Below are 26,615 nucleotides of genomic sequence, written 5' to 3'. Positions count from 1 at the left end.
TTTTCCCGATTAAGGAGCCCATCATGAGTCACGAGATTAACAAAGATACCCAGTTGTGCATGTCGCTGGCCGGCCGCCCCGGCAACTTCGGCACCCGCTTCCATAACTACCTGTACCAGGAACTGGATCTGAACTTTATCTATAAGGCATTCACCACCCAGGATATTCAGGCGGCGGTGGGCGGCGTGCGCGCTCTGGGTATTCGCGGCTGTGCGGTCTCCATGCCGTTCAAAGAGAGCTGCATTCCCTTCCTCGATGAGCTGGATGCTTCCGCCACGGCGATTGAATCGGTCAATACCATCGTCAATGACGGCGGCTTCCTGCGGGCTTATAACACCGACTATATCGCCATCGCCAAACTGCTGGCGCAACATCAGATCCCGGCGGAAACCACTTTCGCCCTGCGCGGCAGCGGCGGCATGGCAAAGGCGGTGGCCGCCGCCCTGCGCGACGCCGGTTTCAAACAGGGTCATATCATCGCCCGCAACCCGGCGGCAGGCCAGGCGCTGGCTAGCGCCTACGGTTATCAGTGGCTGGCGGAAGTCGGTGATTTAACCGTGGATATGCTGATCAACGTAACGCCCATCGGCATGGCCGGCGGCGCAGAGGCGGAACAACTGGCCTTTGCCCCGGCAACCCTCGACACGGCGAAAATCGTTTTCGACGTGGTGGCGCTGCCGGCGGAAACCCCGCTGATTCGCAACGCGCGCGCGCAGGGCAAACGGGTGATTACCGGTGCGGAAGTGATTGCATTGCAGGCGCTGGAACAGTTCGTGCTTTATACCGGCGTCCGCCCTACCGATGAGCAGATCGCTCGCGCCGCGGCGCACGCTCGCGGCTGATTTCATCGCCCGCTCATGCTCTTCGGGCAGGCGTAGACCTGCCCGAATCACTTCACTGACGTTGCCATAACGCCCGTTGTCAATTTGCTCATGAACGAACTTTTCAAAATGAGGGCTTAAAGCAATGCTTGTTGGCATGGCTGGCTCCGGAAAGTAGTGTTAATTACTCTCTATTGGTATTTTCATTTGTTGAAGGTGCATCAAACCTTTGTACAAAATTCAGACAATAAAAAAGGGCGCCTCAGCGCCCTTCTCATCGTTAGCGATATCCAGCCCGCTATTTGGCGGCCCCTTCCATCCCCACCAGCCCCACCTTCAGATAGCCGGCTTTACGCAACGTATCCATCACGCTCATCAGCGTTTCGTAGTCCACGGTCTTGTCCGCCTGGAAGAAGATGGTGGTCTCTTTGTTCGCCTGAGTATGCTGATCCAGCACCGCCGTCAGTTGATCGGCGCTGACCGCTTGCTCACCCACGTACAGCTGCTTATCCGCTTTCACCGACAGGAACACCGGTTTTTCCGGGCGCGGCTGCGGTTTGGCTGAAGAAGCGGGGAGATCGACGCGGATATCTACCGTTGCCAGCGGCGCGGCCACCATAAAGATGATCAACAGCACCAGCATGACGTCGATAAACGGCGTCACGTTGATTTCATGCAGTTCGCCGCTGTCGTCCAAATCTTCATTTAAGCGCATCGCCATAACTCACCCCACCCGCAGTTGGTGTGAATGCTGTGAGCGTTTGGCTTCCGCCGTCGCGGCCAGATCCAGATCGCGGCCCAACAGCAGCAACACCTGCGCCGCCACGTCGCCAACCTGAGCGCGATGGCCGCTGATGACGCGGGCGAAGACGTTATAAATCACCACCGCCGGGATCGCGGCGACCAGCCCCAACGCGGTCGCCAGCAGCGCTTCCGCAATGCCGGGCGCGACGACGGCCAGATTGGTGGTTTGCGAGTGGGCAATGCCGATAAAGCTGTTCATGATGCCCCAAACGGTACCGAACAGACCGACGAACGGCGAGATAGCGCCAATGGTCGCCAGGAAGCCGTTGCCACGGCCCATATTGCGGCTGTAGCCCGCTACGCGGCGCTCAAGACGGAAACCGGTACGTTCTTTGATGCCGTTGTTGTCGTTGGATTCCGCCGACAGTTCCAGCTCGTTTTGCGCGTCGTTCAGCAACACCGCGCTGATGCTTTCTTCGGAGAACCCCTGTGCCAGTTCGCTGGCTTCATCCAGCGTACGCACATTGGCCAGCGCCAGTTGCTCGCGGCGCAGACGGCGCTTGGCGCGGAACAGCTCGCTGCCTTTGGAGAACAGAATGGTCCAGGTGACGACAGACGCCAGCACCAGGCCGATCATCACCGTTTTCACGACGATGTCCGCGTGCTGGTACATGCCCCAAACGGACAGATCCATGCCGCGGGTTTCCGGTGGCTGTAGGGTCGGCGCCGGGTTGAGCGGGGTCAGGCTTTCAGGCGCAGCAACAGGCGCGGCGGCCGGAGCAACGCTCTCGGTCACGGCGGGGTTTGCCGCCGGTGCAGCCTGTGCGCTGCCGGCCAATCCAACCACCAATACCATCGAAGCGATCAGACCGCGGCCTAACGCCTTGCCCCATTGCGCCCGGCCCTGGCCGAACGCTCGTTGATTTACATGCTTGCCAGCCGTTTTCACGCTGTGCCTCCACCCGTTACCGATCAAAATTGAGGAATAATTCAGCGTGCGATCATATCAAACCAATCAGGGATTGATAGTGGTTCTCATTATTATTTACCAAATAATCGGCAATATTTCAGATCCCACCGCATCGAAGCCGCAGCCTTGACCCATTCGCCGCCGGTTCGGCCCTTTACTCCCCTTTTAAAGGTCTTTTCGTTACTTTTCGCCCACAGAGATGCAACAAACCCGCCCCGACAGCATTTATGCCTGTGGGTTGCCCGTTTGCCGACATGCGGGCGGGTTAAATGCCGTCATGCAGAATGATGCCATGCCAGAACGCTCTCCGGCAGAGGATTATGGCCGTTTCTATATCTGGAAGTTAAAACGTCTGGATGGCTATTATATGTCATGTTAACCTAAGGGCTATCGCAAAATGCCAGTGAAAAGCCAGTAAAAGTGAGCCCATTCCTATGACGTCGAAAAATATCGAAACCACGCTGATCGCCGCCGGGCGCAGCAAGCGCTATACCCAGGGCTCCGTTAATCCCGTCACCCAGCGCGCTTCCTCACTGGTATTTGACTCAGTGGCGGCCAAGAAGCAGGCCACCGCCCAACGCGCCCACGGCGAGCTATTTTACGGCCGGCGCGGCACCCTGACCCACTTCGCGTTTCAGGATGCGATGGTCGAGCTGGAAGGCGGCGCGGGCTGCGTGCTTTATCCGTGCGGCGCGGCGGCGGTATCCAATGCCATTTTGTCTTTTGTCGGCGCCGGCGACCACGTGCTGATGACCGGTTCGGTCTATGAGCCGACGCAAGATTTTTGCAGCCACATTCTTAGCCGCATGAACGTGGCGACCACCTATTTCGACCCGTTGATCGGCGCCGACATCGCCGGGCTGATTCAGCCCAATACCCGCGTGGTGTTTCTTGAATCCCCCGGTTCCATCACCATGGAAATTCAGGATATTCCGGCGATGGTGCAGGCCATCCGCGCCGTAGCGCCGGAAACAGTGATCATGATCGACAATACCTGGGCGGCCGGCGTGCTGTTCAAGGCGCTGGATTTTGATATCGATATTTCGATCCAGGCCGGCACCAAATACATTATCGGCCACTCCGATTACATGCTCGGCACCGCCGTAGCCAACGAACGCTGTTGGGAGCAACTGCGCGAATATTCTTACCTGATGGGCCAGATGGTGGACGCCGATACCGCCTATATGGCTAGCCGCGGCCTGCGCACGCTGGGCGTGCGCCTGAAGCAGCACGAACAGAGCAGTATCGAAGTCGCCAACTGGCTGGCACAACGGCCGGAGGTGGAGGTGGTCAATCACCCCGCGCTGCCCGGCTGCAAAGGCCATGAATTCTATCGACGCGATTTCAGCGGCTGCAACGGCCTGTTCTCTTTCGTGTTGAAACAACGACTTGGCGACAAGCAACTGGCCGACTATCTGGATAACTTCCGCCATTTCAGCATGGCCTATTCCTGGGGAGGTTACGAGTCGCTGATCCTGGCCAACCAACCGGAAGAACTGGAGGCGATCCGTCCGGCGGGCGGCGTCGATTTCTCCGGCACGCTGGTGCGCCTCCATATCGGCCTGGAGAACGTGCAGGATCTGATCGCCGACCTCGCCGAAGGTTTCGAGCGTATCGCCAACGCACGCTGATCCATAGCCCGTTGCGCTGCCAATTTTATTCTGCTTCGTTTAATGTGTACTTAAGCTATTAGCAGTACACTAACCGGGTAATTGGTCAGATAAGGTCAACACCGCCCCCTGGAGAAAGTGACCCCGGGCGAAACCGGCATGCAACAGGACATAAAATGGATGTATTACGAGAGATTGTTCATGCGCTTTGGCAGCAGGACTTCATTGCTCTTGCCGACCCAAGCGTAATTTGGGTGGTTTATGCCGTACTTTTCACCACTCTGTTCCTTGAAAATGGATTACTGCCAGCCTCCTTCCTGCCCGGCGACAGCCTGCTGCTGTTATCCGGTGCATTGATCGCCAAAGGCGTGATGGCTTTTATACCCACGCTGATTATTCTGACCCTCGCCGCCAGCCTCGGCTGCTGGCTCAGCTATTTGCAGGGCCGCTGGTTGGGCCATACCGGCCTGGTGAAAAGCTGGCTGCTGCAACTGCCCGCCCAGTATCACCAGCGCGCGCACAATCTGTTTAACCGTCACGGCCTGATGGCCCTGATGATCGGCCGCTTCCTCGGCTTCGTTCGCACCCTGCTGCCGACCATGGCCGGCATCTCTGGGCTGAACAGCGCGCGTTTTCATCTGTTTAACTGGCTAAGTGCGGTCGTTTGGGTCGGTGCCCTGGTCAGCCTCGGTTACGCTTTCAGCCAGATCCCGCTGGTGAAACGTTACGAAAGCCAGGTGATGACCGGACTGATGATCCTGCCGCTGCTGCTGTTGCTGGTGGGCTTGCTGGGCGCCATGCTGGTCATCTGGCGCAAAAAGCGCGCCGCGGCCTAACCGACAGGCTTCGCCTCAATCAATTCCATATTGGCGGGCAACTTGCTCGCCAGTCGATCCACCGCCATTCGCACCTTCAACGGCAGATGCGGCGTCTGCGGCCACACCGCATGGGCGTCGAAAAACAGCCCCGGCCGATCTCGCATTATCCGCACCAGTTCACCTTTAATCAGTTGCCCGCGCACCAGCCAACACGGCAGCCAGGCGATGCCGAACCCGGCGACGGCCGCATCCGCTATCGCCTGCAGGTCATCCATCTGCAAACGGGTGCCCGGTATCATCTCCCGCGTCACGCCGTCCGCTTCCGGGATCAACCAGTTACGCACCACGCCGGCACGGACATAAGCCACCGCATCGTGCTGCGCCAGTTGTTCGATGCTCTGCGGTTCACCGCGGCGCTGCAAATAAGCCGGCGCGGCGCAAAGCGCCATGCGGTGGTTACCGAGCCGCCGTGCCACCAGCCCGCTGCTGTTGGCTAACTCGCCGTTGCGGATCGCCAGGTCAAAACCGTCCTCAATCAAATCCACGACGCGATCGTTAAACGACAGCTCCAGCTCCAGACCGGGGTGTTCGCGCGCCAGTTCGGTCAGCAGCGGCGCGATGCACATGCGGCCGAACAGTACCGGCATCGATACCCTTAGCTTGCCGCTGACTTCTCGCTTGCCCGATTCCAGCAGCGTTTCCGCCGCGCGGATCTCCTCCAGCGCCCGCAGGCAACGTTCGTAGAACAACGCCCCGTCGTCGGTCAGGCTCAGGCTGCGGGTCGTGCGGTGGAACAGGCGCACGCCAAGCCGCTGCTCCAGTCTGGCGATGGTCTTCCCCACCGCCGAGCGCGAGAGATGCAGCCGGCTGGCGGCCAGTGCAAAGCTCCCCGCCCCCACGGCGGTGACGAATACCGAAATGCCGTTCAATTGGTCGGTCATGGTTTGTATCTCTTGAGGAAACAATCAAAGGAAATCTTATCGCCACTGGCGAATATCAATCAACGATAATATTGACAGGTCTACTTATTACCGACTTTGGAGTGAATCATGACCGACACAATGCAACGCTGGACAATGGCCGCCCTGGGGCGTGAACACCTGCAACTGACCGAAAGCGCCATACCGCAGCCGGGGCCGCACGAAATCAGGGTGAAAGTGAACGCGGTGGCGCTCAACTACCGCGACAAGCTGGTGATTGAAACCGGTATGGGGATGACGCTGCCGCAACCCTTCACTCCCGCTTCCGACATGGCCGGCGAAGTGGATGCCATCGGTGCCGGCGTCAGCCGCTTCCAACCCGGCGATCGGGTGATCTCCACCTTCAGCCCTGGCTGGATCGACGGTCGACAGAAGCCGCACGGCGACGCGCGTACGCTGCCCTACCGCACCCTGGGCGGTTTCTATCAGGGTATGCTGGCGGAATACGTGGTAGTGCACGAAGACTGGCTGGCAGCAGCGCCCGCCACGCTGGACGACGTACAGGCCAGTACCCTGCCCTGCGCCGGCCTGACCGCGTGGTTCGCGCTGGTGGAACAGGGCCGCCTGCACGCCGGCGAATCGGTGTTGGTGCAAGGCACCGGCGGCGTGGCACTGTTCGCGCTACAGATAGCCAAGGCGCACGGCGCGGAGGTGTACGTCACCTCAGCCAGCGATGAAAAACTGGCGCGCGCCAAAGCGCTGGGTGCCGATCACGGCATTAACCGTCTGAACGGCGACTGGGTGGACGCCGTGTATGAACTGACGCAAGACCTGGGTATCGACCATATAGTCGACACCGTTGGCGGCCCCAACCTCGGCAACTCGGTCCGCGCCGTGGCGATTCACGGACGCATCTCGGTGATCGGCGCCCTCGAAGGCTTCGAAGTCTCTGCCCCTGCCGGCCCGCTGCTGATGAAATCGCCGGTGATTCAAGGGATTGGCGTCGGCCATCGCCGCGCGCTGGAAGATCTGGTGCGCGCCGTGGATACCCTTGGGCTGCAGCCGGTGATCGACCGGGTTTACCGCTTCGATCAACTGCCGCAGGCGCTCGATCATCTCGACCGTGGGGCCTTCGGCAAGATCGTGCTGACGCCGTAAAGCGCTGCCCGGCGGCAGACAGCCGACGTTAACTAAGTGGGCTGTCGCGCAACCGGGCAATTTCATCGCTCGGCGTCACGCCAAAGAAGCGTTTGAATTCGCGGCTGAACTGCGAAGCGCTCTCGTAGCCGACGCGGATCGCCGCGGTGCTGGCCTTCAGACCGTCGTGCACCATCAATAAGCGCGCCTTGTGCAGCCGATAAGATTTCACATATTGCAACGGCGAGGTGTTGGTCACCGCCTTGAAGTTATGGTGAAACGCCGAGATGCTCATATTGACCTCGCCCGCCAGCTGCTCCACGTTGAGGCCTTCCGCATACTGGTTCTCAATGCGCCGCAGCGCCTTGGCGATCTGGCTAAAATGCGTATGCCGGTTGACCAGCTCCTGCAACGATGCCCCACAAGAGCCGCGCAGCACGTGATAGAGGATTTCACGCACGATCTGCGGGCCCAGCACCCGGGCGTCCAGCGGTTTGGCCATCACGTCCAGCAGGCGCTCGGTGGCGCACAGCATCTCTTCCGACAGCGCGGCCAGATTTACCCCGCTGCTTTCCCTGCGCGGCTGCATCAGATAGTCGTCGTCGCCAATGTCGATCAACAGATCCTGCAGCATCTGGGTATCGATATTGACCGCCAACCCCACCAACGGCAGCTCAGGGCTGGCGAAGGTTTCGCACTCGAACGGCAGCGGCACCGACATCAGCAAATAGTTGCGCGGATCGTACTGGAACACTTTGTTGCCGCAATAACCGACCTTATGCCCCTGAAAAACGATCACCACTCCAGGTTCATACATCACCGGTTGACGCGGGCAGTACCGATCAACGTACAGGATCTTGACCCGCGGCACCGGCGACGGCGTATAGCCGTTGCCCTCGGCAAAGCGCGTGGCCTGGCGCGCCATGCGGCAGCGCAGTTCATCGATTTCCGCCACTGAAACACCCTCTTACACTCAGAACAATTCGGCATAAATAATAGTTTAAAACTCTATTTTTCTACAACGTTTTGTAGGAATAGGCAAGACTCGCACAGGAATGTGCATTGTGCTGCGGGGCTAAGTTACTGACAATACGCATCAGATATTTTTGCGCCGCCGGCGCTTTCCCCATGCAGAAGAGAAATTACCCATGCAAAACTTCATTCTCCATACCCCAACCAAAATTCTGTTCGGCCAGGACCAAATTGCCGGCCTGGCACAGCAGATCCCTGCAGACGCACGCATCCTGATCACCTACGGTGGCGGCAGCGTGAAGAAAAACGGCGTGCTGGATCAGGTTTATGCCGCGCTGGCCGGCCGTAACGTGCAGGAGTTCTCCGGCATCGAGCCTAACCCAACCTACGAAACGCTGATGAAAGCAGTCGACGTCGTACGTGCGGAAAACATCGATTTCCTGCTGGCGGTCGGCGGCGGTTCCGTGGTTGACGGCACCAAGTTCATTGCCGCTGCGGCCCATTATCAGGCGGACAGCGATCCGTGGCACATCCTGAAAACCGTCGGCAGCCAGATCGCCGGCGCGGTGCCTATGGGCTGCGTGCTGACGCTGCCGGCTACCGGTTCTGAGTCCAACAGCGGTGCGGTGATCACCCGCAAAAGCAGCGGCGACAAGCAACACTTCTTCTCGCCGCACGTGCAGCCGCTGTTCGCGGTGTTGGATCCGGTCGTGACCTACTCGCTGCCGCCGCGCCAGATCGCCAACGGCGTGGTCGATGCCTTTGTACACACGATTGAGCAGTACCTGACTTACCCGGTCAACGCCAAGGTGCAGGATCGCTTTGCCGAAGGCCTGTTGCTGACGCTGCTGGAAGACGGCCCGCGCGCGCTGGCCGAGCCGGAAAACTACGAAGTGCGCGCTAACGTGATGTGGAGCGCCACCATGGCATTGAACGGCCTGATCGGCGCCGGCGTGCCGCAGGACTGGGCGACCCACATGCTGGGCCATGAGCTGACTGCAATGCACGATCTGGACCACGCACAGACGCTGGCGATCGTTCTGCCGGCCCTGTTGACCGAGAAAAAAGCGCAGAAGCGCGAAAAACTGCTGCAATACGCTGAACGCGTTTGGGGCCTGCGCGACGGCAGCGAAGACAGCCGTATCGACGGCGCCATCGCCGCCACCCGCGCCTTCTTCGAGCAAATGGGCGTGCCGACCCGCATGGCGGATTACCAGCTCGACGGCAGCTCGATCCCGGCGCTGCTCGACAAACTGCATCAGCACGGCATGACCGCCTTGGGCGAACACCAGGACATCACCCTGGAAGTCAGCCAACGCATTTATGAAGCGGCGCGTTAATCGCAAACCGGCGATTTCCTGCTAGGCTTTAGTTTCTGTTTACCGTTTCTGCACCCTGCGCCCGACCGATCACCGGGCGCAGTTCAGCGCTTTCTCTGCGCTGCCGATCGCATCGCATGACATCGTCTCGTTAATCAATGGGAGAAAAACATGACCTGTATCAGACCGTGCCGCAACCGCTGAAATTCGGTTAGCAAACTCAGCAACACCCCGGTTTGCCAACTAGAATTTATTTATAGCCGTTTTCCGGTGCATGCAGCGCCGGGCAATCAGTTCACAAGGAGATGCGCATGACAACGCAACAACCCATCATCAAACTCCACGATGGTAATCTGATGCCGCAGTTGGGTCTCGGCGTTTGGCAGGCGAGTATTTCAGAGACCACCAATGCAGTGAGCAAAGCGCTGGAAATTGGTTATCGCTCGATTGATACCGCTGCGATCTACAAAAATGAGGAAGGGGTCGGCGCCGCGCTGCAATCTGCTTCTATACCGCGCGACCAACTGTTCATTACCACCAAGCTGTGGAACGACGATCAGGGCGACCCGCAGGCCGCGCTGGAAACCAGCCTGGAAAAACTCAAACTGGACTATGTCGATCTGTATCTGATCCACTGGCCAAAACCGCAACAGGATCAGTATGTCGACGCCTGGCGCGGGTTGATCAAACTGCGCGAACAGGGGCTGATCAAGAGTATCGGCGTGTGCAATTTCCACATTCCGCACCTGCAACGCCTGCTGGATGAAACTGGCGTCGCGCCGGTGATCAATCAGATCGAACTGCACCCGCTGCTGCAACAGCGCCAGCTGCGCGCCTGGAACGCCACCCATCATATCGCCACCGAGTCCTGGAGCCCGCTGGCACAGGGTGGCGAAGGGGTGTTTGATCAGCAGGTGATCAAACACCTGGCGGACAAATACGAGAAGACCCCGGCGCAGATCGTGGTGCGCTGGCACCTGGACAGCGGCCTGATCGTGATCCCGAAATCGGTCACGCCGTCGCGCATTCGTGAAAACTTCGAGGTGTTTGATTTTAAACTGGATAAAGACGAACTGAGCGAGATAGCCAAACTGGATATCGGCAACCGTCTGGGGCCGGATCCGGATTCTCTGTAATGTTGCCCGGCCCTCTCCCCAACGAGAGGGCCATTTTATTTCCCCGCTATAGTTGCTCGCCGTTGGTGGCGATCACCCGCTGATACCAGCCAAAGCTCTGCTTCTTCTTGCGCGCCAGATTGTCGTTGTGATCGACATAGACGAAACCGTATTGCTTCTGATAGCCGTTGAGCCAGGACAGCAGATCGATAAACGACCAGGGGTAATAGCCGCGCACGTCGGCACCCTGCTCGATCGCCGCGCCGATCGCCTGAATATGATCGCGCAGATAATCAATGCGCGGTTGATCGCGCACCTCGCCGTCGACAATCGGATCCTTGGCCCCCAGCCCGTTCTCGGTAATATAAAGGGGAATATTGCCGTAGCGTTTGACGATGCGGCCAATGGCGTCGGTCAGCCCCTGCGGGTAAACCTCCCAATCCCAATCGGTGTAAACGCCGTTCGGATTGCGCACCTGTTTGAACAGCCCCTTAAAGCCCAGTTCGCGCCCGCTGCCCTTCTGGCCGCTGGTGTTGATGGCGTAACCCTCCACGTCGTCGTTATGCGCCACCATCTCACGCTTGTAGTAATTCAGGCCGATAAAATCGACGATGTTCTGCTTCAGCAATTCCTCATCGCCCGGCGCGAAATACGGCACGCCAAACGCCTGCTGCGCCATCGCCAACAGCTCCGCCGGGTATTCGCCCTTCAGCACCGGATCGTACAGCCAGTGGGTGAAGATCCCTTCGGCGATCTCGCAGGCGCGCCGATCCTGCGGCGAATCGCTGATCGGATCGTTAGGTTGCAGTACGTTGACGAAGCCGATCTGCCCGTCGATCCCCATTTCGCGGAAGCTTTTCACCGCCCGCGCATTGGCCAGAAACACATGGTGGCAGGCCTGAATGCCCTTTTTCGGATCGGTCAGCCTGGGCGGATGCGCGCCGGTAATGTAGCCCATGCCGATAAACACGATGGTTTCGTTGAAGGTTGACCACAGCTCGACGCGATCGCCAAAGCGCTGATAGCACAGGCGGGCGTATTCATCGAAGGCATCGACGATCTCGCGCGACTCCCAACCGCCGAACTTCTCCTGCAAGGCCTGCGGCAGATCCCAGTGATAAAGGGTGATCATGGGTTTGATATTGTGCTTCAGCAGTTCGTCGATAAGTTCGCTGTAGAAGCGGATCCCGGCTTCGTTCACCTCTCCCCGCCCCTGCGGCAACAGCCGCGGCCAGGAGATCGAAAATCTATAGGTCTGCATGCCCAGCTCGGCCATCAGCGCCACGTCCTCCCGGAAGCGGTAGTAATGATCGACCGCCACGTCGCCGTTGGTGCCCTGATAGGTGGTGCTGGGCAGATGGGAAAACAGATCCCAGTTGGACAGGCCCTTGCCGTCGGCATCATGGCCGCCTTCTACCTGATAAGACGCGGTCGCCGCGCCCCAGAGGAAATCCTTGGGAAATACGCTCATGCGTTTTGCACTCCGTTCTGTTCCAGCAATCGATAAATTCTGACCAGCTCTTCCACCAGATCGCGCGCCAGCATGGCGTTCATGATGTGGTCCTGCGCGTGTACCATGATCAGGTTGACCGGCAGCTTGCCTTCGCCCTCGTCAAAACCAATCAGCTCAGTCTGGGTCGCGTGGGCGCGCTTCGCCGCCAGCTGCGATTCCGCCAACAGAATATCCACCTGATCCCACTGGTATTTACGCGCCGCGTACAGCGCCTGCATGGCGCAACTGCGCGCCTCGCCGGCATTGATAATCAGCTCCATTACCGCCGTTTCCATGTCGATCATTCGGTCACTCCTTGCGTTTGTTCAATCGAATCCGCGTCACTCACTTCCTGATCCAGCAGTTGCTGCTCATAGACTTTAAAGAACGGGTAATAAATCAGCGCCGATACCGCCGCCAGTACCAGCACCAGCAACGCCGCGCGGAAATCCCAGCCGGTGGCCCAGGCCGCGCCAATCGGCGCCGGGGCGGTCCAGGGCACCACCGAGATCACCCGGCCGATCAGATCCAGTCTCACCGCCGCATAGGCGATGATCGAATTGACGATCGGCGCGGTGATAAACGGGATAAAGAAGGTAGGGTTCATCACGATCGGCGTGCCGAAGATCACCGGTTCGTTGATGTTGAAACAGCTCGGCACCAGACTCAGCTTGCCGATCGACCGCAGGTGCGCCGAACGGCTGCGCAGATAAAGCAGCACCAGCCCAAAGGTGGCGCCGGAGCCGCCAATCACGATAAAGAAAGTCCAGAAAGCCTCCATAAAGATGTGCGGCAACGGCTGGCCGGCCGCGAGCATATCCTGGTTGATGCCCAGATTGGTCAACCAGAACGCCTGCAGCATGCCGGAGACAATCACCGCGCCGTGAATGCCGGCAAACCACAGCAGATGGCCGATCAATACCGCCAGCAGGATCGCCGGCAACGAATCGGCGGCGGAAATCAGCGGCTGGAACAGCGCCATGATCGCCTGCGGCAACAGCAGGCCAAACTGGTGTTGCACCAGCAGGCTGAGCGGATACAGCGTGATCACCACCGCCAGGATCGGGATCAGCAGATCGAACGACTGCTTGATTTTGGCCGGCACCTGCTCCGGCAGCGAGATACCGATATTGCGCACTTTAAGGAAACGGACCAGCTCGGTGGTGTAGATCGCCACCAAAATGGCGGTGAAGATCCCCACGCCGCCCAACGCGGCGGTCGGCAACACCTTCTCGGTCTGCGGCGCGGCGACCAGCAAGAAAGACATCAGCGCCAGCATCGCCGCCATAAAAGGATCGAGCTTATAACTCTGCGCCAGATTGTAGGCGATGGCGGCGGTAATATAGATCGACATAATGCCCATCGTCATATTAAACGGGGTAAGAATGGCGACCTGATGTTTTTCCGCCGCATTCAACCACCATTGGGCTATTCCCCAACTGCTGTCGGCGGCAAAAGGCGGATAGGCGAAGACCAGTAAAAATGAGCCGACGATCATGAACGGCATGGCGGAAATAAAACCGTCGCGGATCGCCATAATATGGCGCTGGGTCGATAATTTACCGGCAATCGGGCTGATGCGGTTTTCGATGAAATTGAATGCGGCCTGGCTGATACTCATGGTTCAACCCTCGGGACGTTTGGTGAGTAATGGGGTAAAGCGGCTCAACCCTGGCCGGAGAGCCAGGCACGACGTGCGCAGTACGGCCCGTTCTCTCGGTGTTATGCGATCATCGCCAAGGCTTCGGCCAGAATCTTATCGCCGCGCATCATGCCGTAATCCATGCTGTTAATAACCGCAATCGGCTTATTTTCCCGATCGGCGATCTTTTTAAAATCGGCCAGCTTATATTTGATTTGCGGCCCCAGCAGACAGCATTGGTAATTAGCCAGCGTAGATTCGAATTCCTCTATACCCACGGCAATAATATCCACCTCAATTCCCTGCTGTTCGGCAGATTTTTTCATTTTATTCACCACCATGCTGGTCGACATGCCGGCGGCGCAGCAAAGAAATATCTTTTTCATCCGATCTCCTGAGGCTAATCGCGTACAAATGATTCAGTTGAGAAATGAGTATGGTGGAAAATACGAAAAAACAGCAACCGGTTTCAGTAACCGGTTTCATCATTTAATCGGGTTATGTGAGGAAGATCCAGAATTGCCGCCAGCGATGAATTCATCATCATGGAGCACAGGAAAACAGCCATTTTTTTGCTAAAGATCTTTTACCCGGCTGAGGCTATCATGACGCACCTGAGGTTACCCCCACTCAACTAAAGCACGGAGCACCATGAAATTTTCTCTACGGCAGTGGTCACGCCTGGGCATCGTCTGCGCGATGCTGGTATTGGCAGGCTGCGCCGGCAAAAAGCACCGCGTCAGTTACAATCCTCACGCCTACGACGGCGCGATCGAAGATGCTGCCGATAAATACGGCGTCGACCAAAAACTGATCGCCGCGATGATTAAGGTAGAATCCGGCTTTAACCCACAGGCGGTGAGTAAGTCCAATGCCATCGGTTTAATGCAGTTGAAAGCCGACACCGCCGGCTGCGACGCCTATCGCTACAAAGGGAAACGCGGCTGCCCGGACGAAGACGATCTACTGGATCCCGACACCAATATCGATCTCGGCGCCGCCTATCTGGCCGTGTTGCAAAAACAGCAGCTTAGAGGGATCTACGATCCTGTGACTCTGCGTTACGCCACCATTATCGCTTACGTCAACGGCACCGGCGCGCTGTTGCGGACCTTTTCCAGCAACCGCGAGCAAGCCATTGCGATGATTAACACTCTGTCGCCGGAAGCCTTTAACTGGCATGTGCGCAAGTATCATCCCGCCCCGCAGGCGCCGCGCCATTTGATGAAGGTGGAAGCGGCCTACGAGCAGTTGTAATTCTTGCAAATAAAAAGGAGAACCCTGAGGTTCTCCTTTTTTAAACGCATTGCGTAGCCGTTACGGCTTGCCGTTGCGGATAGGCTTACGCGGCGGCTTATTGGACGGCGTGCGCTGCCGGGTAATGTCGGTATGTTTGGTCAGCGCCGGGCGGGTATGACGCTGCAGGCGTTTCGCTTCGCGCTGCTCGTCGATGCTTGGCGCCGGTACCAGGCACTCGCGGCGGCTGCCGATCAGGTGCTTCATGCCCATTTCTTCCAGCGCGGTGCGGATCATCGCCCAGTTAGCCGGGTCATGATAGCGCAACAGCGCCTTGTGCAGACGACGCTGACGATCGCCGCGCGGCACTACCACGTCTTCCGACTTATACCCTACCTTGCTCAACGGGTTCTTGCCGCTGTAATACATGGTGGTGGAGTTGGCCATCGGTGAAGGGTAGAAGTTCTGCACCTGATCGAGGCGGAAACGGTTTTTCTTCAGCCACAGCGCCAGATTCACCATGTCCTCATCGCGGGTGCCCGGATGCGAAGAGATAAAATACGGGATCAGATACTGCTCTTTGCCCGCCAACTTCGAATAATGGTCGAACAGCTGTTTGAACCGATCGTAGCTGCCCATGCCCGGCTTCATCATTTTCGACAGCGGCCCTTCCTCGGTGTGTTCCGGGGCGATCTTCAGATAGCCGCCGACGTGGTGGGTGGCCAGCTCTTTGATGTAGCGCGGATCTTCCACCGCCAGGTCATAACGCACACCGGAAGCGATCAGGATCTTCTTGACGCCCTCCAGCGAACGCGCGCGGCGATACAGGTTGATGGTCGGCTCGTGGTTGGTGTCCATGTAGGTGCAGATTTCCGGATAGACGCACGAGGCGCGGCGGCAGGTCTGCTCGGCGCGCGGGTTGGTGCAGCGCAACATGTACATGTTGGCGGTCGGGCCGCCCAGATCGGAGATCACGCCGGTAAAGCCCGGCACCTTGTCGCGGATCTCTTCGATTTCACGAATAATCGAATCTTCCGAACGGCTCTGGATGATGCGCCCTTCATGCTCGGTGATCGAACAGAACGAACAGCCGCCGTAGCAACCGCGCATGATATTCACCGAGAAGCGGATCATGTCGTAGGCCGGGATGGTTTCCTTGCCGTAGGACGGATGCGGAATACGCTGGTACGGCAGGGCGAACACACTGTCCATTTCCGGCGTGGTCAGCGGGATTGCCGGCGGGTTGATCCACACGTAACGGTCACCGTGCGATTGCATCAGCGCGCGGGCGCAGCCTGGGTTGGTTTCATGGTGCAGAATGCGCGAAGTGTGCGCATACAGCACTTTGTCGGCCTTCACTTTTTCGAAGGACGGCAGCAGCACATAGGTCTTTTCCCACGGCTTTGGCTTGGCGGCGCGCACGGTAACCGGCTTGGCTTCCGGTTCTGGCGTACCGCCGTCGGCGCACGGCAGATCCTCGCCGTAAGGGTTAGGGATAGGCTCAATGCGGCCCGGCTTGTCCAGACGGGTGGAATCCACGCCGGTCCAGCCCGGCAGCGCGCCCTTGCGCATCACCGCCGTGTTGCGGATGTCGTGGATCTCGCTGATTTTTTCACCGGCGGCCAGGCGGTGCGCCACTTCCACCAGCGGGCGCTCGCCGTTGCCGTAGATCAGCATATCGGCTTTGGAATCCACCAGCACCGAACGGCGCACGGTATCCGACCAGTAATCGTAATGCGCGATGCGGCGCAGGCTGGCTTCGATGCCACCCAGCACGATCGGCACGTCTTTATAGGCTTCTTTGCAGCGCTGGCTGTACACCAGCGTCGCGCGATCCGGGCGTTTGCCGCCCACGTTGCCGGCGGTATAGGCATCGTCGTGGCGCAGTTTGCGATCGGCGGTATAGCGGTTAATCATCGAGTCCATGTTGCCGGCGGTGATGCCGAAGAACAGGTTCGGTTTGCCCAGGCGCATAAAATCGTCTTTATTGCTCCAGTCCGGCTGCGCAATAATGCCCACGCGGAAACCCTGCGCTTCCAGCATGCGGCCGATGATCGCCATGCCGAAACTCGGGTGATCGACATAGGCGTCACCGCTGATAATGATCACGTCGCAGCTGTCCCAGCCCAGTTGATCCATCTCTTCGCGCGACATCGGTAAAAACGGCGCGGTGCCAAAACATTCGGCCCAATAAGGCTTATAGGAAAACAATTCACGGTCGGGTTGGATCAGGCTGGTCGTGCTCATTCTGGTGCTCTTTCACAGGTTAATTAATCGCCGGGCGGCGATTATACGCACTAGTGACAAAAAGAGCATGGTTATTTCACACATTAGTCACATCGCCGGCCCGCTTGCCCCTCGACTCCGGGCGTTTGCGACGTCATCATAGCCTATCTGTCCGGCCCGATGGCCGGCAGCGGAGGACAAAATGAATGAGCTTTTAGCAGTAAAACCGGTTTTGGTACTGGGCAGCGCGATCGGTGAAGTCGATCTGGGGCAACAGCGGCAGATTGGCGGCAGTGCGTTTAACGTGGCGCGCGCGCTAAGCCGCCTGCAGGTGCCGGTGGTCAATGGCATGCCGGTAGGCAATGGCGAATGGGGCGCGATGATTGAAGCCGCCATGAATGAACTCGGCCTGCCGGTGCTGCTGCGCCACGGCCAGAGGGATAACGGCCACCGCCTGACGCAACTGGAACCCTGTGGCAAATCCACGGTTGTCAAAGCGCCAGGCTGCGAAACGCAGTGGAACAAGGCCCAGCTCGCCACGCTGCCGATGACGCCTGAAACGCTGATCTACATCCATGGCGACGAACTGACGGGCGAGAGCGGCGAAGCGCTGCGCGACTGGCTGACGCGGCTGCCGTTCGACCAATGGCGCCTGATCGATCCCGGCCCGCGCGTTGGCCTGCTGGATGCGGATTTCTTCGCCATGCTCAGCGACAGCGACACGCTACTGACGCTCAACCGCAGCGAAACGGCAACGCTGTGCGGTGAAGGCGACATGCTCACCGCCGCACAACGTTTTGCCGCGGCACACAATATTACGCTGATATGCCGGCAGGAGGATGAAGGCGCATGGATTTGCGATGGCCGTAATCCGCCGCTGAACCTTGCCGCATCTCAGATCCAGGCGGTGGATGCTCTCGGCGCCGGCGACGCCCACTGCGCCGGTCTGCTGGCCGGAATCTCCGCAGGCTGGCCGCTGCCGCAGGCAGTCAGCCTGGCCAACCGCGTGGCCGCCTGCGTAGTGGCAAGCCAGGGTGCAGCAAACGCACCGGACTGGCAACAACTGCAACAACGCTTTCCCGAAAGCTAAAGCACAATGGGCGCACTTTCGCGCCCATTGCCTTGATCTAATGCGCGCGCTCTACCGGCCCGGCGTGCTCCTCCGGCCGATGCTGATAATGGAAGGTCAGTGCAAAGACCACGCCCAGCACCAGCGTATACAGCGCGAAAACCAGCCAGATGCTCTGCCAGTCTTTTATGCCGTTGCGGGTAAAGAAATCCACCACCTCGCCGCTGGCGATCGCCCCCAGATAAGCGCCCAACCCATTCACCATCGTCATGAACAGCCCCTGCGCGCTGGCGCGGATGCGGTGATTGGCCTCTTTCTCTACGAAGATCGCGCCGGAAATATTGAAGAAATCAAAGGCGCAGCCATAAACGATCATCGAAAGCAGCAGCAGCACGAAGCCAAAACCGGCCGGGGTACCGTAGGCCAGGAACAGGAAGCGCAGCGTCCAGGCCGCCATGCTGATCAACATCACCTGTTTAATGCCGTATCTGCGCAGGAAAAACGGAATGGTGAGGATGAAAAACACTTCGGAAATTTGCGACAGCGACAGCAGCACCGCCGGATATCTGACGCTGAAGCTGTCCTGGTACAGCGGGTTTTGCGCGAAATCGTGCAGGAACGGGTTGCCGAAGGTGTTGGTCACCTGCAGCGCCACGCCCAGCAGCATGGCAAACAGGAAAAACAGCGCCATACGCCGTTGGCGGAATAATACCAGCGCGTCCAGCCCCAGTACGCTGAACCAGTCTTTCGACTTTTCCGCCCGGCTGGTCGGGCAGTTCGGCAGCGTCAGCGAATAGCCGGCCAACAACAGCGACACCCCGGAAGCCAGATACAGTTGCATATTGCTGAGTTCAATTTTGCTGAAACCGATCAACCACATCGCCACAATAAAACCCAGAGTGCCGTACACCCGCACCGGCGGGAAATCCTTCACCGTGTCGTGACCGTGCTTCTCCAGGCAAAAATAGGCAATGGCGTTGGACAGCGAAATGGTCGGCATATACATCATGGCATTGAACAACATGACCCAGAACATCACCATCGGCTGCTCAACCTGGGCGGCACAGTACAGCGCGAGCGCACCGAACAGATGGCACAGCGCATACAGATAATTGGCCTTGACCCAGCGATCGGCGATGATGCCCGCCAGCCCCGGCATGATCAGCGCCGCGATGCCCTTGGCGCTGTACACCATACCTACCTGCATCCCACTGAAATGCAAGGTGTTAATCATGTAAGATCCCAGCGTGACCAGCCAGGCGCCCCAAATAAAAAACTGCAAAAAAACCATTACCTTCAGTCGCGTTTTTATTGCCATCACCATCACCTTATTATTTTGATTGAAACGATGATTGATGCGGCAGAGCCCTGCCCCTGCCGCCGGACCTGTTATGAGGTTACAGCGTTTTGAAGAACTCACGGATCAGGCGCATAAAATCGTCGGCCGCCAGCGCGGCGCAGCTCAGGGTTTGTTCATGGGAGAGCGGCGTATCGGACAGCCCTTCGGCGTAGTTGGTCATCGCCGACACCACCAGCACCTTCAGGCCGCAGTGGCGAGCCGAGAGCACTTCCGGCACGATCGACATGCCGACCACGTCGCACCCCAGCGTCTGCATCATGCGAATTTCCGCCGGGGTTTCGAAGTTAGGCCCGGTGTAAGCGGCAAACACCCCTTCGGCCAGCGGAATGCCCGCACGCTCGGCTACCTGCGCCAGTTGTCCGCGCAGTTCGCGGTCATAGGCGTTGGCCAGGCTGAAGAAGCGTGGACCGAAACGCTCGTCGTTGTCGCCAACCAGCGGCGATTCAGGCATAAAGTTGATGTGATCGGTAAGCGCCACCAGGCTGCCCGGCGGCACCGACTGGCGCAGCGAACCCGCAGCGTTGGTCGCCAACAGGAATTCGCACCCCAGCAGTTTGAATGTGCGCACGGCGGTGGTCATCACCTGCATGCCGCGCCCTTCGTAGTAGTGCCCGCGGCCTTTCATGCACAGTACCGGCACGCCTTCCAGCCAGCCGGCGACCAATTGCCCGGCGTGGCCCGCAACGCCGCTGACCGGGAAACCGGGCAGCTCCGCGTAATCGATGATCAGGGTGTCGGTCATCACCTCCGCCAGCGCGCCCAACCCGGAACCCAGTATCAGCGCTGCGCGCGGCTGGAAGCCCGGCAGGCGGCGGCGGATCGCGTCGGCACAGGAAAAAGCATCTTCTTGATTAAACATAGTATTCTCTTCTGTGGGAGGGTGAAATAATCCCCATAGTAGAGAGCGATACGCGGCAGAGACCAATACATTATTGGCAGCCGATTTATTCCGTTTACCTATAAATTGGTAGCACCAGGAGGCCATCATCAGCATAAAATCGCCCCGGCAACTGCCGGACCCCAGCAGGATTAACTTTCGCCTGCTGCACTATTTCCGCGTCGTGGCGGAAGAAATGAACTTCACCCAAGCCGCGCTGAGGCTGAATATTTCGCAGCCGCCGCTCAGCAAGCACATTAAAGAACTGGAGAGCCAACTCGGCGTCGCGCTGTTCAAGCGCACTACCCGTTCGATGGCGCTGACGCTGGCCGGCCGCACGCTGTTTCGCAACGTCGAGATGCTGTTGGATCAGGCCGGTCATGCGCTGAATCAGGTGCAGCAATTGGGCCGCGGCGAGGCCGGTCATATGGTGATCGGCATGGTCGGCACCTCGGTGTGGGGCGGGTTGATCCCGGCGTTGAAGCGCTTTGCCGGGCAAACCGCCAACGTCACCTGGGCGTTGAACGAGCTGACGCCCAGCCAGCAGATCGCCGCGCTGCAAAAGCGTCATATCGATATTGGCGTCTGGCGGGAGGCCAGGGAACAGGCATTGCCGGGACTGGCCTGCCAGCTGTTGGCGCGGGAGAATATTGCGGTGGTGCTGCCGATCGATCACCCGCTGGCGCAAGCGGAAAGCCTGCCGCTCGCGGCGCTGCAGCATGATAAATTCATGGTCCTGCCGCCGCACGAGGCCAGCCTGGGGCTGTATCTGCACAACCTGTGCCTGCAACAGGGTTTCAAACCGGACATCGCCTATCAGGTCAATGAGCCGCAAACCCTGATGGCGCTGGTGGCCGAAGGCTATGGCATCACGCTGTTGCCGGACAGCTACGGGCGCATTCCGTGGCCCGGCGTGCGGTTCTGCCCGCTGCAGCAGGCGCCGTCAGCGGATTTGTACGCCATTTATCATGCCGAGAGCGCCACGCCGGTCGTGCAGGCGTTTCTGGAAATGCTGCGTGCGACACCCTGACAGCGCCGCACAGGGCCGGCTTACAACGCCGGCTGCACCATAAACTGACCGGCGGTACCGCGATCCGCCATCTCCAGCGTCTGGCTGTAGAACAGGAACGGGAAGTGCTCCGAGGTGGACTGATTGAAGTAAACCAGCAGCTCGACGTCGCCGTCGATCCATACGGTATCCTTCCAGCCGCGATCTTCCGCCATTGGCTGCGCGCCATTGACGCGCTTCACCAGGAACTGCACGCCCTGAATGTGGAACGCCTGCGGCGTATCCGCGTGAATGTTCCAGCGCTCCCAGGTGCCCTGCTGCGTTTGCACATCGATGCGGTTCATGTCCCAGATGGCGCCGTTGATCCCCGGCTGGCTGTCGCCCAGACGGAATTCGCGGGTGCGGCTGGCGCTGCCGTCCAGCAGTTGATCCGCCAACAGACGCATCGGCAGGTTATCGGTCACCAGCGGCAACAGGCCGGTAGGCCGCAGCGTCAGCACCTGCGTGGAGACCAGAATGCTCGAAGGTTCAAACAGACCGCGCAGGCGATCCATCATGCCCGCCGCTTCACCGGCGGTGATGCTCACCTCATCGCCTTTTGACATATCGATCAGCACTTCGCGGCGTTCGCCCGGCGCCAGCGAAAGTTGCTGCACCGCCACCGGCGCAGGCAGGAAGCCCTGATCGCTGGCGACGACGTTGAACGGCCGGCCATCGCTCAACTGCAGCATGTAGCGGCGCGAGTTGGAGGCATTGAGCAGGCGCAAACGCACCCAGCCGCGTGAAACCTCGACGTAAGGGTTTTGCACGCCGTTGACCAGCAGCGTATCGCCGACAAAACCGCCCTGCGACGGCGGATCGTATTCCGGCGTACCGAAGTTATCCAACCGCTTGTCCTGAATGATCAGCGGGAAGTCGTCGACGCCGTAGTGGTTCGGCAACGGCAGCGCTTTGCTGACCTCATCCTCGATCAGCCACAGCCCGGTCAGGCCATTGTAAACGTGCGGCGCCATGCGGTTCGGCGTGTTGGCGTGATACCAGCAGGTGGCCGCGTTCTGGCGAATAGGCAACACCGGCGACCAGTCAACGTTAGGCGACATCATGCGCGCTGCGCCGCCCATCAGGGTGCCGGGTACCTGCAAGCCGCTGATGGTCATCGCCACCGGCTCCGGCAGACGGTTGCTGTAGATCAGCTTAACGTCGTCCCCGTTATAAACCCGCACCGTCGGCCCAAGATACATGCCGTTAATGCCCCACACCGATGCCTTGCGGTTATCCATAAACGCCCAGTGAGCGCGCTGCAAGGTTAAAAACAGCGGCTGACCGCGGCGGGATTCCAGCAGCGGAGGAATGGGTAATGGCGTCTGCGTTCCGCTCGCCTCAGCCCTCAGCGGCACGGCTCCCGCGCACAGCGCCAAGCCCGATGCCTGAATAAACTGACGTCGACTGAGTGACATATTTTCTCCATGAAAAGCAATGACTAAACTCTGGGCAAAGCCCGGGCCCCTGTTAATCAGATTAGCAGGAGCCCGGGCGTTAACGGCATCAGGCGCCGTTTAAAAATTCATTCTTTGAAGCCGGTTGGAATATTATTTTCCGGCCGCATTGCGCTGGGCGACTTCTTCGTCCAGTTCGGCGATTTTCGCCAGCATCAGCTCATGGCAATGGGCCGCCAGCTCACGCACATTTTCTCTGCCGTAATTACGGATGTCGATCGGTTCCAATATTTCTACGATCGCATGGCCATTATTCCAACGGTTAAGATTAATTTTACCGCTGGTGGTAGAAACGCAGATCGGCACAATCGGCACCCCTGCGGCGATTGCCGCGTGGAATGCGCCGGTTTTAAACGGCATCAATCCGCGCCCACGGCTGCGGGTGCCTTCAGGAAACATCCAGACCGAAATATCTCTCTTCTTGAACTGTTCGGCTACCTGAGCGATGGTGCCGTGCGCTTTGGCGCGGTTATCCCGATCAATCAGCAGGTTACCGGTCAGCCAATACAGCGGGCCAAAAAAGGGAACCCATAACAGGCTTTTTTTGCCGACGGTCACGGTTCGCGGCTGCACGGCTTTGGCGGCCGTCACCATATCGTAGTTATTCTGGTGATTGGCGATATAGATGCAGTTGCCGTTTTTGGCCGCATCGGCCGGTACGCGGACTTCTACTTTCAGCCCGAACAGCCCGGACAGACGACCAAACAGGTGGCCGAACGTCGCCACATGGCGAGGATCGCGGGGACGGAATAATAAACAGTAAATAGAACCGAAAATGCACACCAGAAGACAATACAGAGTGGCGAGCACGGCACGCAAAATTAATAACATAACAACCTCATTAGCACACTGCCGACGCAGCCTGAAGCGCTACGCAGATCCCTTTATCCCCTTCATACTTGAAGCTGCATCTGTGTTGGCTGCCTCCGCGCACCCCAATCACTTAGTTTACTAAGCTCCTGGGGATTTACGGCCTTGCCGCCTTGATGCAACGCCAATTATTTTGGGTAAACTCATTCTTTGATTGCAGAGTCCGAAAACCCGCCCTGCATTTTTTTCTATTTTCCCGCCAGCCGACGATACGCACAATAATTTTATGCAGGGAAATGTTAACTATTTGAAAATAATTGCCGGTAGGCCGGAAATAAGGCGGGCGCAGCATGCTGCGCCCGTTTGTCATGCCGTCAGGTTTACTCTTCGCTGTCGCCCGCAGGCGCACGCGCCGGCGCATCGACCTCTACGCGATCGATGCGCTGCAGGCCACGCGGCAGTGAAGTGCCTTTACGGCCGCGCTCCGCACGGAATTTCTGCAAATCTTCCGGACGCAGCGTCAGCTTGCGTTTACCTACATGCAAGGTCACGGAGGTTTGCGGCGGCAACACGAACAGCCATGCCAGCTTGTCTTCACCGGAAGCGGCCTGCGCCGCCGGAATGGAAACAATCTTGTTGCCCTTGCCCTTCGACAACTGCGGCAAATCGGCAACCGGGAACAGCAACATGCGACCGGCTGCGGTGATCGACAGCAACATGTCGTCGTCGCCATGGATCTCCATCGGCGCCAGCGCTTTGGCGTTATCCGGCAGGGTGATCATCGCCTTGCCGGCGCGGTTGCGCGCCACCAGATCGTTGAAGGTACAGACGAAACCGTAACCGGCATCGGAAGCCATCAGCAGTTTCTGATCGTCCGCCGCCATCAGCACTTGTTCGATGGTCGCGCCCGGCGGTGGCGTCAGCTTGCCGGTCAAGGGTTCGCCCTGCCCGCGTGCCGAAGGCAGCGTCAGCGGATCAAGCGCGTAACTGCGCCCGGTGGAGTCGATAAAGACCACCGGCTGGTTGGTCTTGCCGCGCGCCGCGCTGCGATAGCTGTCGCCGGCCTTGTAGCTCAGGCCGCTTGGATCGATATCGTGGCCCTTGGCGCTGCGTACCCAGCCCATTTCCGACAATACGATGGTCACCGGCTCGGACGGCACAAAATCGTGCTCGCTCATTGCCTTGGCTTCCGCGCGCTCGGTAATCGGCGAACGGCGATCGTCGCCATAGGCCTGCGCGTCGGCTTGGATCTCTTTCTTGATCAGGGTGTTAAGCTTGCGTTCAGAAGCCAGCAAGGCTTGCAGGTGATCGCGCTCCTTGGCCAACTCATCCTGCTCGCCGCGGATCTTGAACTCTTCCAGCTTCGCCAAATGGCGCAGTTTCAGCTCGAGGATCGCTTCCGCCTGGGTGTCGGAAATGCCGAAACGCTGCATCAGCACCGGCTTGGGTTCGTCCTCGCTGCGGATGATGTGGATCACTTCATCAATATTGAGGAACGCCACCAGCAAACCTTCCAGAATGTGCAGGCGTTTCAGCACTTTTTCCAGACGGTAATTCAGGCGACGGCGCACCGTGTCGCGGCGGAAGGCCAACCATTCGGTAAGGATTTCAACCAGCCCTTTGACCTGCGGGCGATTGTCCAGACCGATCATGTTCATATTGATGCGGTAGCTGCGTTCCAGATCGGTGGTGGCGAACAGATGGTTCATCACCTGATCCAGATCGATACGGTTGGAACGGGGTACAATCACCAACCGCGTCGGGTTCTCGTGATCGGATTCGTCACGCAGATCTTCCACCATCGGCAGCTTTTTGGCGCGCATCTGGCTGGCGATCTGCTCCAGCACCTTGGCGCCGGAAACCTGGTGCGGCAAGGCGGTGATCACCGCGCTGCCGTCTTCTTTTTTCCATACGGCGCGCATGCGTACCGAACCGCGGCCGTTCTGGTAAATTTTGCGGATTTCGTCGCGCGGCGTAATGATTTCGGCTTCGGTCGGGAAGTCCGGGCCCTGCACGAACTCGAGCAACTCCTCAAGCCCTGCGCCGGGTTTGTCGATCAGCGCCACCACGGCGGCGGCCACTTCGCGCACGTTGTGCGGCGGGATGTCGGTCGCCATGCCGACGGCAATGCCGGTGGTGCCGTTGAGCAGGATGTTGGGCAGGCGCGCCGGCAACATTTTCGGTTCTTGCATGGTGCCGTCAAAGTTCGGCACCCAGTCAACGGTGCCCTGGCCCAATTCGGCCAGCAGCACTTCCGCGTATTTGGACAGGCGAGATTCGGTATAACGCATCGCCGCGAAGGATTTCGGATCGTCCGGCGCCCCCCAGTTCCCCTGGCCGTCTACCAGCGGATAGCGATAAGAGAACGGCTGCGCCATCAGCACCATCGCTTCATAGCAGGCGCTGTCGCCGTGCGGATGGTATTTACCCAGCACGTCACCCACGGTACGGGCGGATTTTTTGAATTTGGCGCTGTTGTTCAGCCCCAGCTCGGACATGGCGTAGACAATGCGGCGTTGTACCGGCTTTAGACCGTCGCCAATGTACGGCAACGCCCGATCCATGATGACGTACATGGAATAGTTCAGATAGGCGTTTTCAGTGAATGTGTGCAGCGGTAAACGCTCTACACCGTCATGAGTCAGATCACTCATTACTCAATTATCCTCAGACCGTGGCTTGGCAATCCCTGGACGACAAAGCAAAGGGTATAGCTTGTCGATTCTGTCGGCGATAGTAACCCATCAGCAGGGTAGCTGTCACAGTTGGCGCAGCAATCACCCTGTGAAGCAGGTTCAACTGCCGATTTTATGCAAAAATTCATTGTCTGCCGGTAGATTTGTTGACTGCGAGTCAACACTGTTGTGCGCTGGATCCCATTTTTACCGGCATTGCTAGCGATTACACTCCCTGTCAGCGAAATGTTTTCTGCGCCAAAACGCGGAAAGCACCCCCTATTTCAACTCTGACAG

At 58.7% G+C, this 26,615-nt stretch carries 23 protein-coding genes and 1 pseudogene; 9 read left to right on the top strand and 15 right to left on the bottom strand.

The annotated features are described in order from the left end of the window. Nucleotides 1–23: 23 nt before the first annotated feature. Entirely contained in the window at nt 24–842 is an 819-nt protein-coding gene (locus tag JK621_RS19600) for a shikimate 5-dehydrogenase (protein ID WP_212557276.1), read from the top strand. On the opposite strand, the pseudogene JK621_RS19595 reads toward JK621_RS19600, so the two are convergent. From JK621_RS19595 to exbB, 3 genes and pseudogenes are all read right to left on the bottom strand, one after another. Further along, a pseudogene (locus JK621_RS19595) lies at nt 843–980 on the bottom strand (type II toxin-antitoxin system ParD family antitoxin); the annotation flags it as partial. Between the two features lie 139 nt (nt 981–1,119). Beyond that, nucleotides 1,120–1,542, bottom strand: a complete 423-nt coding sequence (gene exbD, locus JK621_RS19590; protein WP_212557275.1) for a TonB system transport protein ExbD — start codon at nt 1,540–1,542, stop codon at nt 1,120–1,122. Between the two features lie 3 nt (nt 1,543–1,545). Beyond that, nucleotides 1,546–2,514 carry a tol-pal system-associated acyl-CoA thioesterase gene (gene exbB, locus JK621_RS19585; protein WP_212557274.1) on the bottom strand — a complete coding sequence of 323 codons (969 nt, stop codon included), beginning with the start codon at nt 2,512–2,514 and terminating at the stop codon, nt 1,546–1,548. Nucleotides 2,515–2,969: 455 nt separating this feature from the next. On the opposite strand from exbB, the gene metC reads away from it, so the two are divergent. Both metC and JK621_RS19575 read left to right on the top strand, forming a co-directional pair. Further along, nucleotides 2,970–4,166: a cystathionine beta-lyase gene (gene metC / locus JK621_RS19580; RefSeq protein WP_212557273.1), complete on the top strand. Its 1,197-nt coding sequence runs from the start codon at nt 2,970–2,972 to the stop codon at nt 4,164–4,166. A 155-nt stretch (nt 4,167–4,321) separates the two neighbouring features. Next, nucleotides 4,322–4,981 (top strand): DedA family protein, encoded by a 660-nt coding sequence (locus JK621_RS19575; RefSeq protein WP_212557272.1) that lies wholly within the window; start codon nt 4,322–4,324, stop codon nt 4,979–4,981. On the opposite strand, the gene JK621_RS19570 is transcribed toward JK621_RS19575, so the two are convergent. Next, nucleotides 4,978–5,904: a LysR family transcriptional regulator gene (locus JK621_RS19570; protein WP_212557271.1), complete on the bottom strand. Its 927-nt coding sequence runs from the start codon at nt 5,902–5,904 to the stop codon at nt 4,978–4,980. The genes JK621_RS19575 and JK621_RS19570 overlap by 4 nt on opposite strands. A 108-nt stretch (nt 5,905–6,012) precedes the next feature. Between JK621_RS19570 and JK621_RS19565 the strand changes: the two genes are divergently transcribed. Next, complete coding sequence (locus JK621_RS19565; protein WP_212557270.1) at nt 6,013–7,041, top strand: zinc-dependent alcohol dehydrogenase family protein; 1,029 nt, start codon at nt 6,013–6,015, stop codon at nt 7,039–7,041. A 28-nt stretch (nt 7,042–7,069) separates the two neighbouring features. Here the strand turns inward: JK621_RS19565 and JK621_RS19560 are convergent, their stop codons facing one another. Beyond that, nucleotides 7,070–7,975 (bottom strand): AraC family transcriptional regulator, encoded by a 906-nt coding sequence (locus JK621_RS19560; RefSeq protein ID WP_212557269.1) that lies wholly within the window; start codon nt 7,973–7,975, stop codon nt 7,070–7,072. A 193-nt stretch (nt 7,976–8,168) separates the two neighbouring features. Between JK621_RS19560 and yqhD the strand changes: the two genes are divergently transcribed. After that, nucleotides 8,169–9,332: an alcohol dehydrogenase gene (yqhD, locus tag JK621_RS19555; RefSeq protein WP_212557268.1), complete on the top strand. Its 1,164-nt coding sequence runs from the start codon at nt 8,169–8,171 to the stop codon at nt 9,330–9,332. A gap of 290 nt (nt 9,333–9,622) precedes the next feature. Beyond that, the gene (dkgA, locus tag JK621_RS19550; RefSeq protein ID WP_212557267.1) at nt 9,623–10,447 is read left to right on the top strand and encodes a 2,5-didehydrogluconate reductase DkgA; all 825 of its coding nucleotides are present in this window, start codon (nt 9,623–9,625) and stop codon (nt 10,445–10,447) included. A 46-nt stretch (nt 10,448–10,493) separates the two neighbouring features. On the opposite strand, the gene JK621_RS19545 is transcribed toward dkgA, so the two are convergent. The 4 genes from JK621_RS19545 to JK621_RS19530 form a co-directional block, all read right to left on the bottom strand. Beyond that, nucleotides 10,494–11,897 carry a GH1 family beta-glucosidase gene (locus JK621_RS19545; protein WP_212557266.1) on the bottom strand — a complete coding sequence of 468 codons (1,404 nt, stop codon included), beginning with the start codon at nt 11,895–11,897 and terminating at the stop codon, nt 10,494–10,496. Next, nucleotides 11,894–12,223 (bottom strand): PTS lactose/cellobiose transporter subunit IIA, encoded by a 330-nt coding sequence (locus JK621_RS19540; RefSeq protein ID WP_004948247.1) that lies wholly within the window; start codon nt 12,221–12,223, stop codon nt 11,894–11,896. Before JK621_RS19540 ends, JK621_RS19545 begins: the two co-directional genes overlap by 4 nt. Further along, complete coding sequence (locus JK621_RS19535; RefSeq protein WP_212557265.1) at nt 12,220–13,539, bottom strand: PTS sugar transporter subunit IIC; 1,320 nt, start codon at nt 13,537–13,539, stop codon at nt 12,220–12,222. The genes JK621_RS19540 and JK621_RS19535 overlap by 4 nt, the downstream gene beginning before the upstream one ends. Before the next feature lie 101 nt (nt 13,540–13,640). After that, a complete protein-coding gene (locus JK621_RS19530) occupies nt 13,641–13,946 on the bottom strand; it encodes a PTS sugar transporter subunit IIB (protein ID WP_006320614.1) in 306 nt (101 codons plus the stop codon). A gap of 265 nt (nt 13,947–14,211) precedes the next feature. Between JK621_RS19530 and JK621_RS19525 the strand changes: the two genes are divergently transcribed. Further along, entirely contained in the window at nt 14,212–14,817 is a 606-nt protein-coding gene (locus tag JK621_RS19525; RefSeq protein WP_212557264.1) for a transglycosylase SLT domain-containing protein, read from the top strand. Between the two features lie 60 nt (nt 14,818–14,877). Here the strand turns inward: JK621_RS19525 and JK621_RS19520 are convergent, their stop codons facing one another. Then, entirely contained in the window at nt 14,878–17,043 is a 2,166-nt protein-coding gene (locus tag JK621_RS19520; RefSeq protein WP_212557263.1) for a YgiQ family radical SAM protein, read from the bottom strand. A 181-nt stretch (nt 17,044–17,224) separates the two neighbouring features. Here JK621_RS19520 and JK621_RS19515 point away from each other — a divergent pair, with 181 nt between their 5' ends. Then, a complete protein-coding gene (locus JK621_RS19515) occupies nt 17,225–18,112 on the top strand; it encodes a PfkB family carbohydrate kinase (protein ID WP_212557262.1) in 888 nt (295 codons plus the stop codon). 37 nt (nt 18,113–18,149) lie between these two features. On the opposite strand, the gene JK621_RS19510 is transcribed toward JK621_RS19515, so the two are convergent. Beyond that, nucleotides 18,150–19,409 (bottom strand): nucleoside permease, encoded by a 1,260-nt coding sequence (locus JK621_RS19510; protein ID WP_212557261.1) that lies wholly within the window; start codon nt 19,407–19,409, stop codon nt 18,150–18,152. Nucleotides 19,410–19,488: 79 nt separating this feature from the next. Then, complete coding sequence (gene xapA / locus JK621_RS19505) at nt 19,489–20,310, bottom strand: xanthosine phosphorylase (protein ID WP_212557260.1); 822 nt, start codon at nt 20,308–20,310, stop codon at nt 19,489–19,491. A 151-nt stretch (nt 20,311–20,461) separates the two neighbouring features. On the opposite strand from xapA, the gene JK621_RS19500 reads away from it, so the two are divergent. Next, nucleotides 20,462–21,358, top strand: a complete 897-nt coding sequence (locus JK621_RS19500) for a LysR family transcriptional regulator (RefSeq protein WP_432761935.1) — start codon at nt 20,462–20,464, stop codon at nt 21,356–21,358. 20 nt (nt 21,359–21,378) lie between these two features. Here JK621_RS19500 and ftsP read toward each other — a convergent pair whose 3' ends face one another. The 3 genes from ftsP to parC form a co-directional block, all read right to left on the bottom strand. Beyond that, nucleotides 21,379–22,794, bottom strand: coding sequence for a cell division protein FtsP (gene ftsP / locus JK621_RS19495; protein WP_212557259.1), 1,416 nt, complete (start codon nt 22,792–22,794; stop codon nt 21,379–21,381). 132 nt (nt 22,795–22,926) lie between these two features. After that, nucleotides 22,927–23,664 carry a 1-acylglycerol-3-phosphate O-acyltransferase gene (locus tag JK621_RS19490; protein WP_212557258.1) on the bottom strand — a complete coding sequence of 246 codons (738 nt, stop codon included), beginning with the start codon at nt 23,662–23,664 and terminating at the stop codon, nt 22,927–22,929. A 359-nt stretch (nt 23,665–24,023) separates the two neighbouring features. After that, on the bottom strand, nt 24,024–26,297 hold the full coding sequence (gene parC, locus JK621_RS19485) for a DNA topoisomerase IV subunit A (protein ID WP_212557257.1): 2,274 nt from the start codon (nt 26,295–26,297) through the stop codon (nt 24,024–24,026). Nucleotides 26,298–26,615 lie beyond the last annotated feature (318 nt).

Origin of the sequence: Serratia plymuthica, assembly GCF_018336935.1 — a bacterium.
In the GTDB taxonomy this organism is placed as follows: Bacteria; Pseudomonadota; Gammaproteobacteria; order Enterobacterales; family Enterobacteriaceae; genus Serratia; species Serratia plymuthica_B.
The sequence above is the reverse complement of the archived record's forward strand: the minus strand, read 5'-3'. Positions and strand labels throughout refer to the sequence as shown.

What these genes read in the sequence shown, in the direction of transcription:
- parC (WP_212557257.1), bottom strand. Translation starts at nt 26,297, where the DNA reads ATGAGTGATCTGACTCATGACGGTGTAGAGCGTTTACCGCTGCACACA.
- metC (WP_212557273.1), top strand. Translation starts at nt 2,970, where the DNA reads ATGACGTCGAAAAATATCGAAACCACGCTGATCGCCGCCGGGCGCAGC.
- yqhD (WP_212557268.1), top strand. Translation starts at nt 8,169, where the DNA reads ATGCAAAACTTCATTCTCCATACCCCAACCAAAATTCTGTTCGGCCAG.
- JK621_RS19520 (WP_212557263.1), bottom strand. Translation starts at nt 17,043, where the DNA reads ATGAGCACGACCAGCCTGATCCAACCCGACCGTGAATTGTTTTCCTAT.
- JK621_RS19600 (WP_212557276.1), top strand. Translation starts at nt 24, where the DNA reads ATGAGTCACGAGATTAACAAAGATACCCAGTTGTGCATGTCGCTGGCC.
- JK621_RS19515 (WP_212557262.1), top strand. Translation starts at nt 17,225, where the DNA reads ATGAATGAGCTTTTAGCAGTAAAACCGGTTTTGGTACTGGGCAGCGCG.
- JK621_RS19565 (WP_212557270.1), top strand. Translation starts at nt 6,013, where the DNA reads ATGACCGACACAATGCAACGCTGGACAATGGCCGCCCTGGGGCGTGAA.
- JK621_RS19535 (WP_212557265.1), bottom strand. Translation starts at nt 13,539, where the DNA reads ATGAGTATCAGCCAGGCCGCATTCAATTTCATCGAAAACCGCATCAGC.
- ftsP (WP_212557259.1), bottom strand. Translation starts at nt 22,794, where the DNA reads ATGTCACTCAGTCGACGTCAGTTTATTCAGGCATCGGGCTTGGCGCTG.
- JK621_RS19525 (WP_212557264.1), top strand. Translation starts at nt 14,212, where the DNA reads ATGAAATTTTCTCTACGGCAGTGGTCACGCCTGGGCATCGTCTGCGCG.
- JK621_RS19570 (WP_212557271.1), bottom strand. Translation starts at nt 5,904, where the DNA reads ATGACCGACCAATTGAACGGCATTTCGGTATTCGTCACCGCCGTGGGG.
- JK621_RS19490 (WP_212557258.1), bottom strand. Translation starts at nt 23,664, where the DNA reads ATGTTATTAATTTTGCGTGCCGTGCTCGCCACTCTGTATTGTCTTCTG.
- dkgA (WP_212557267.1), top strand. Translation starts at nt 9,623, where the DNA reads ATGACAACGCAACAACCCATCATCAAACTCCACGATGGTAATCTGATG.
- exbD (WP_212557275.1), bottom strand. Translation starts at nt 1,542, where the DNA reads ATGGCGATGCGCTTAAATGAAGATTTGGACGACAGCGGCGAACTGCAT.
- JK621_RS19510 (WP_212557261.1), bottom strand. Translation starts at nt 19,409, where the DNA reads ATGGCAATAAAAACGCGACTGAAGGTAATGGTTTTTTTGCAGTTTTTT.
- xapA (WP_212557260.1), bottom strand. Translation starts at nt 20,310, where the DNA reads ATGTTTAATCAAGAAGATGCTTTTTCCTGTGCCGACGCGATCCGCCGC.
- JK621_RS19545 (WP_212557266.1), bottom strand. Translation starts at nt 11,897, where the DNA reads ATGAGCGTATTTCCCAAGGATTTCCTCTGGGGCGCGGCGACCGCGTCT.
- JK621_RS19530 (WP_006320614.1), bottom strand. Translation starts at nt 13,946, where the DNA reads ATGAAAAAGATATTTCTTTGCTGCGCCGCCGGCATGTCGACCAGCATG.
- JK621_RS19575 (WP_212557272.1), top strand. Translation starts at nt 4,322, where the DNA reads ATGGATGTATTACGAGAGATTGTTCATGCGCTTTGGCAGCAGGACTTC.
- JK621_RS19540 (WP_004948247.1), bottom strand. Translation starts at nt 12,223, where the DNA reads ATGATCGACATGGAAACGGCGGTAATGGAGCTGATTATCAATGCCGGC.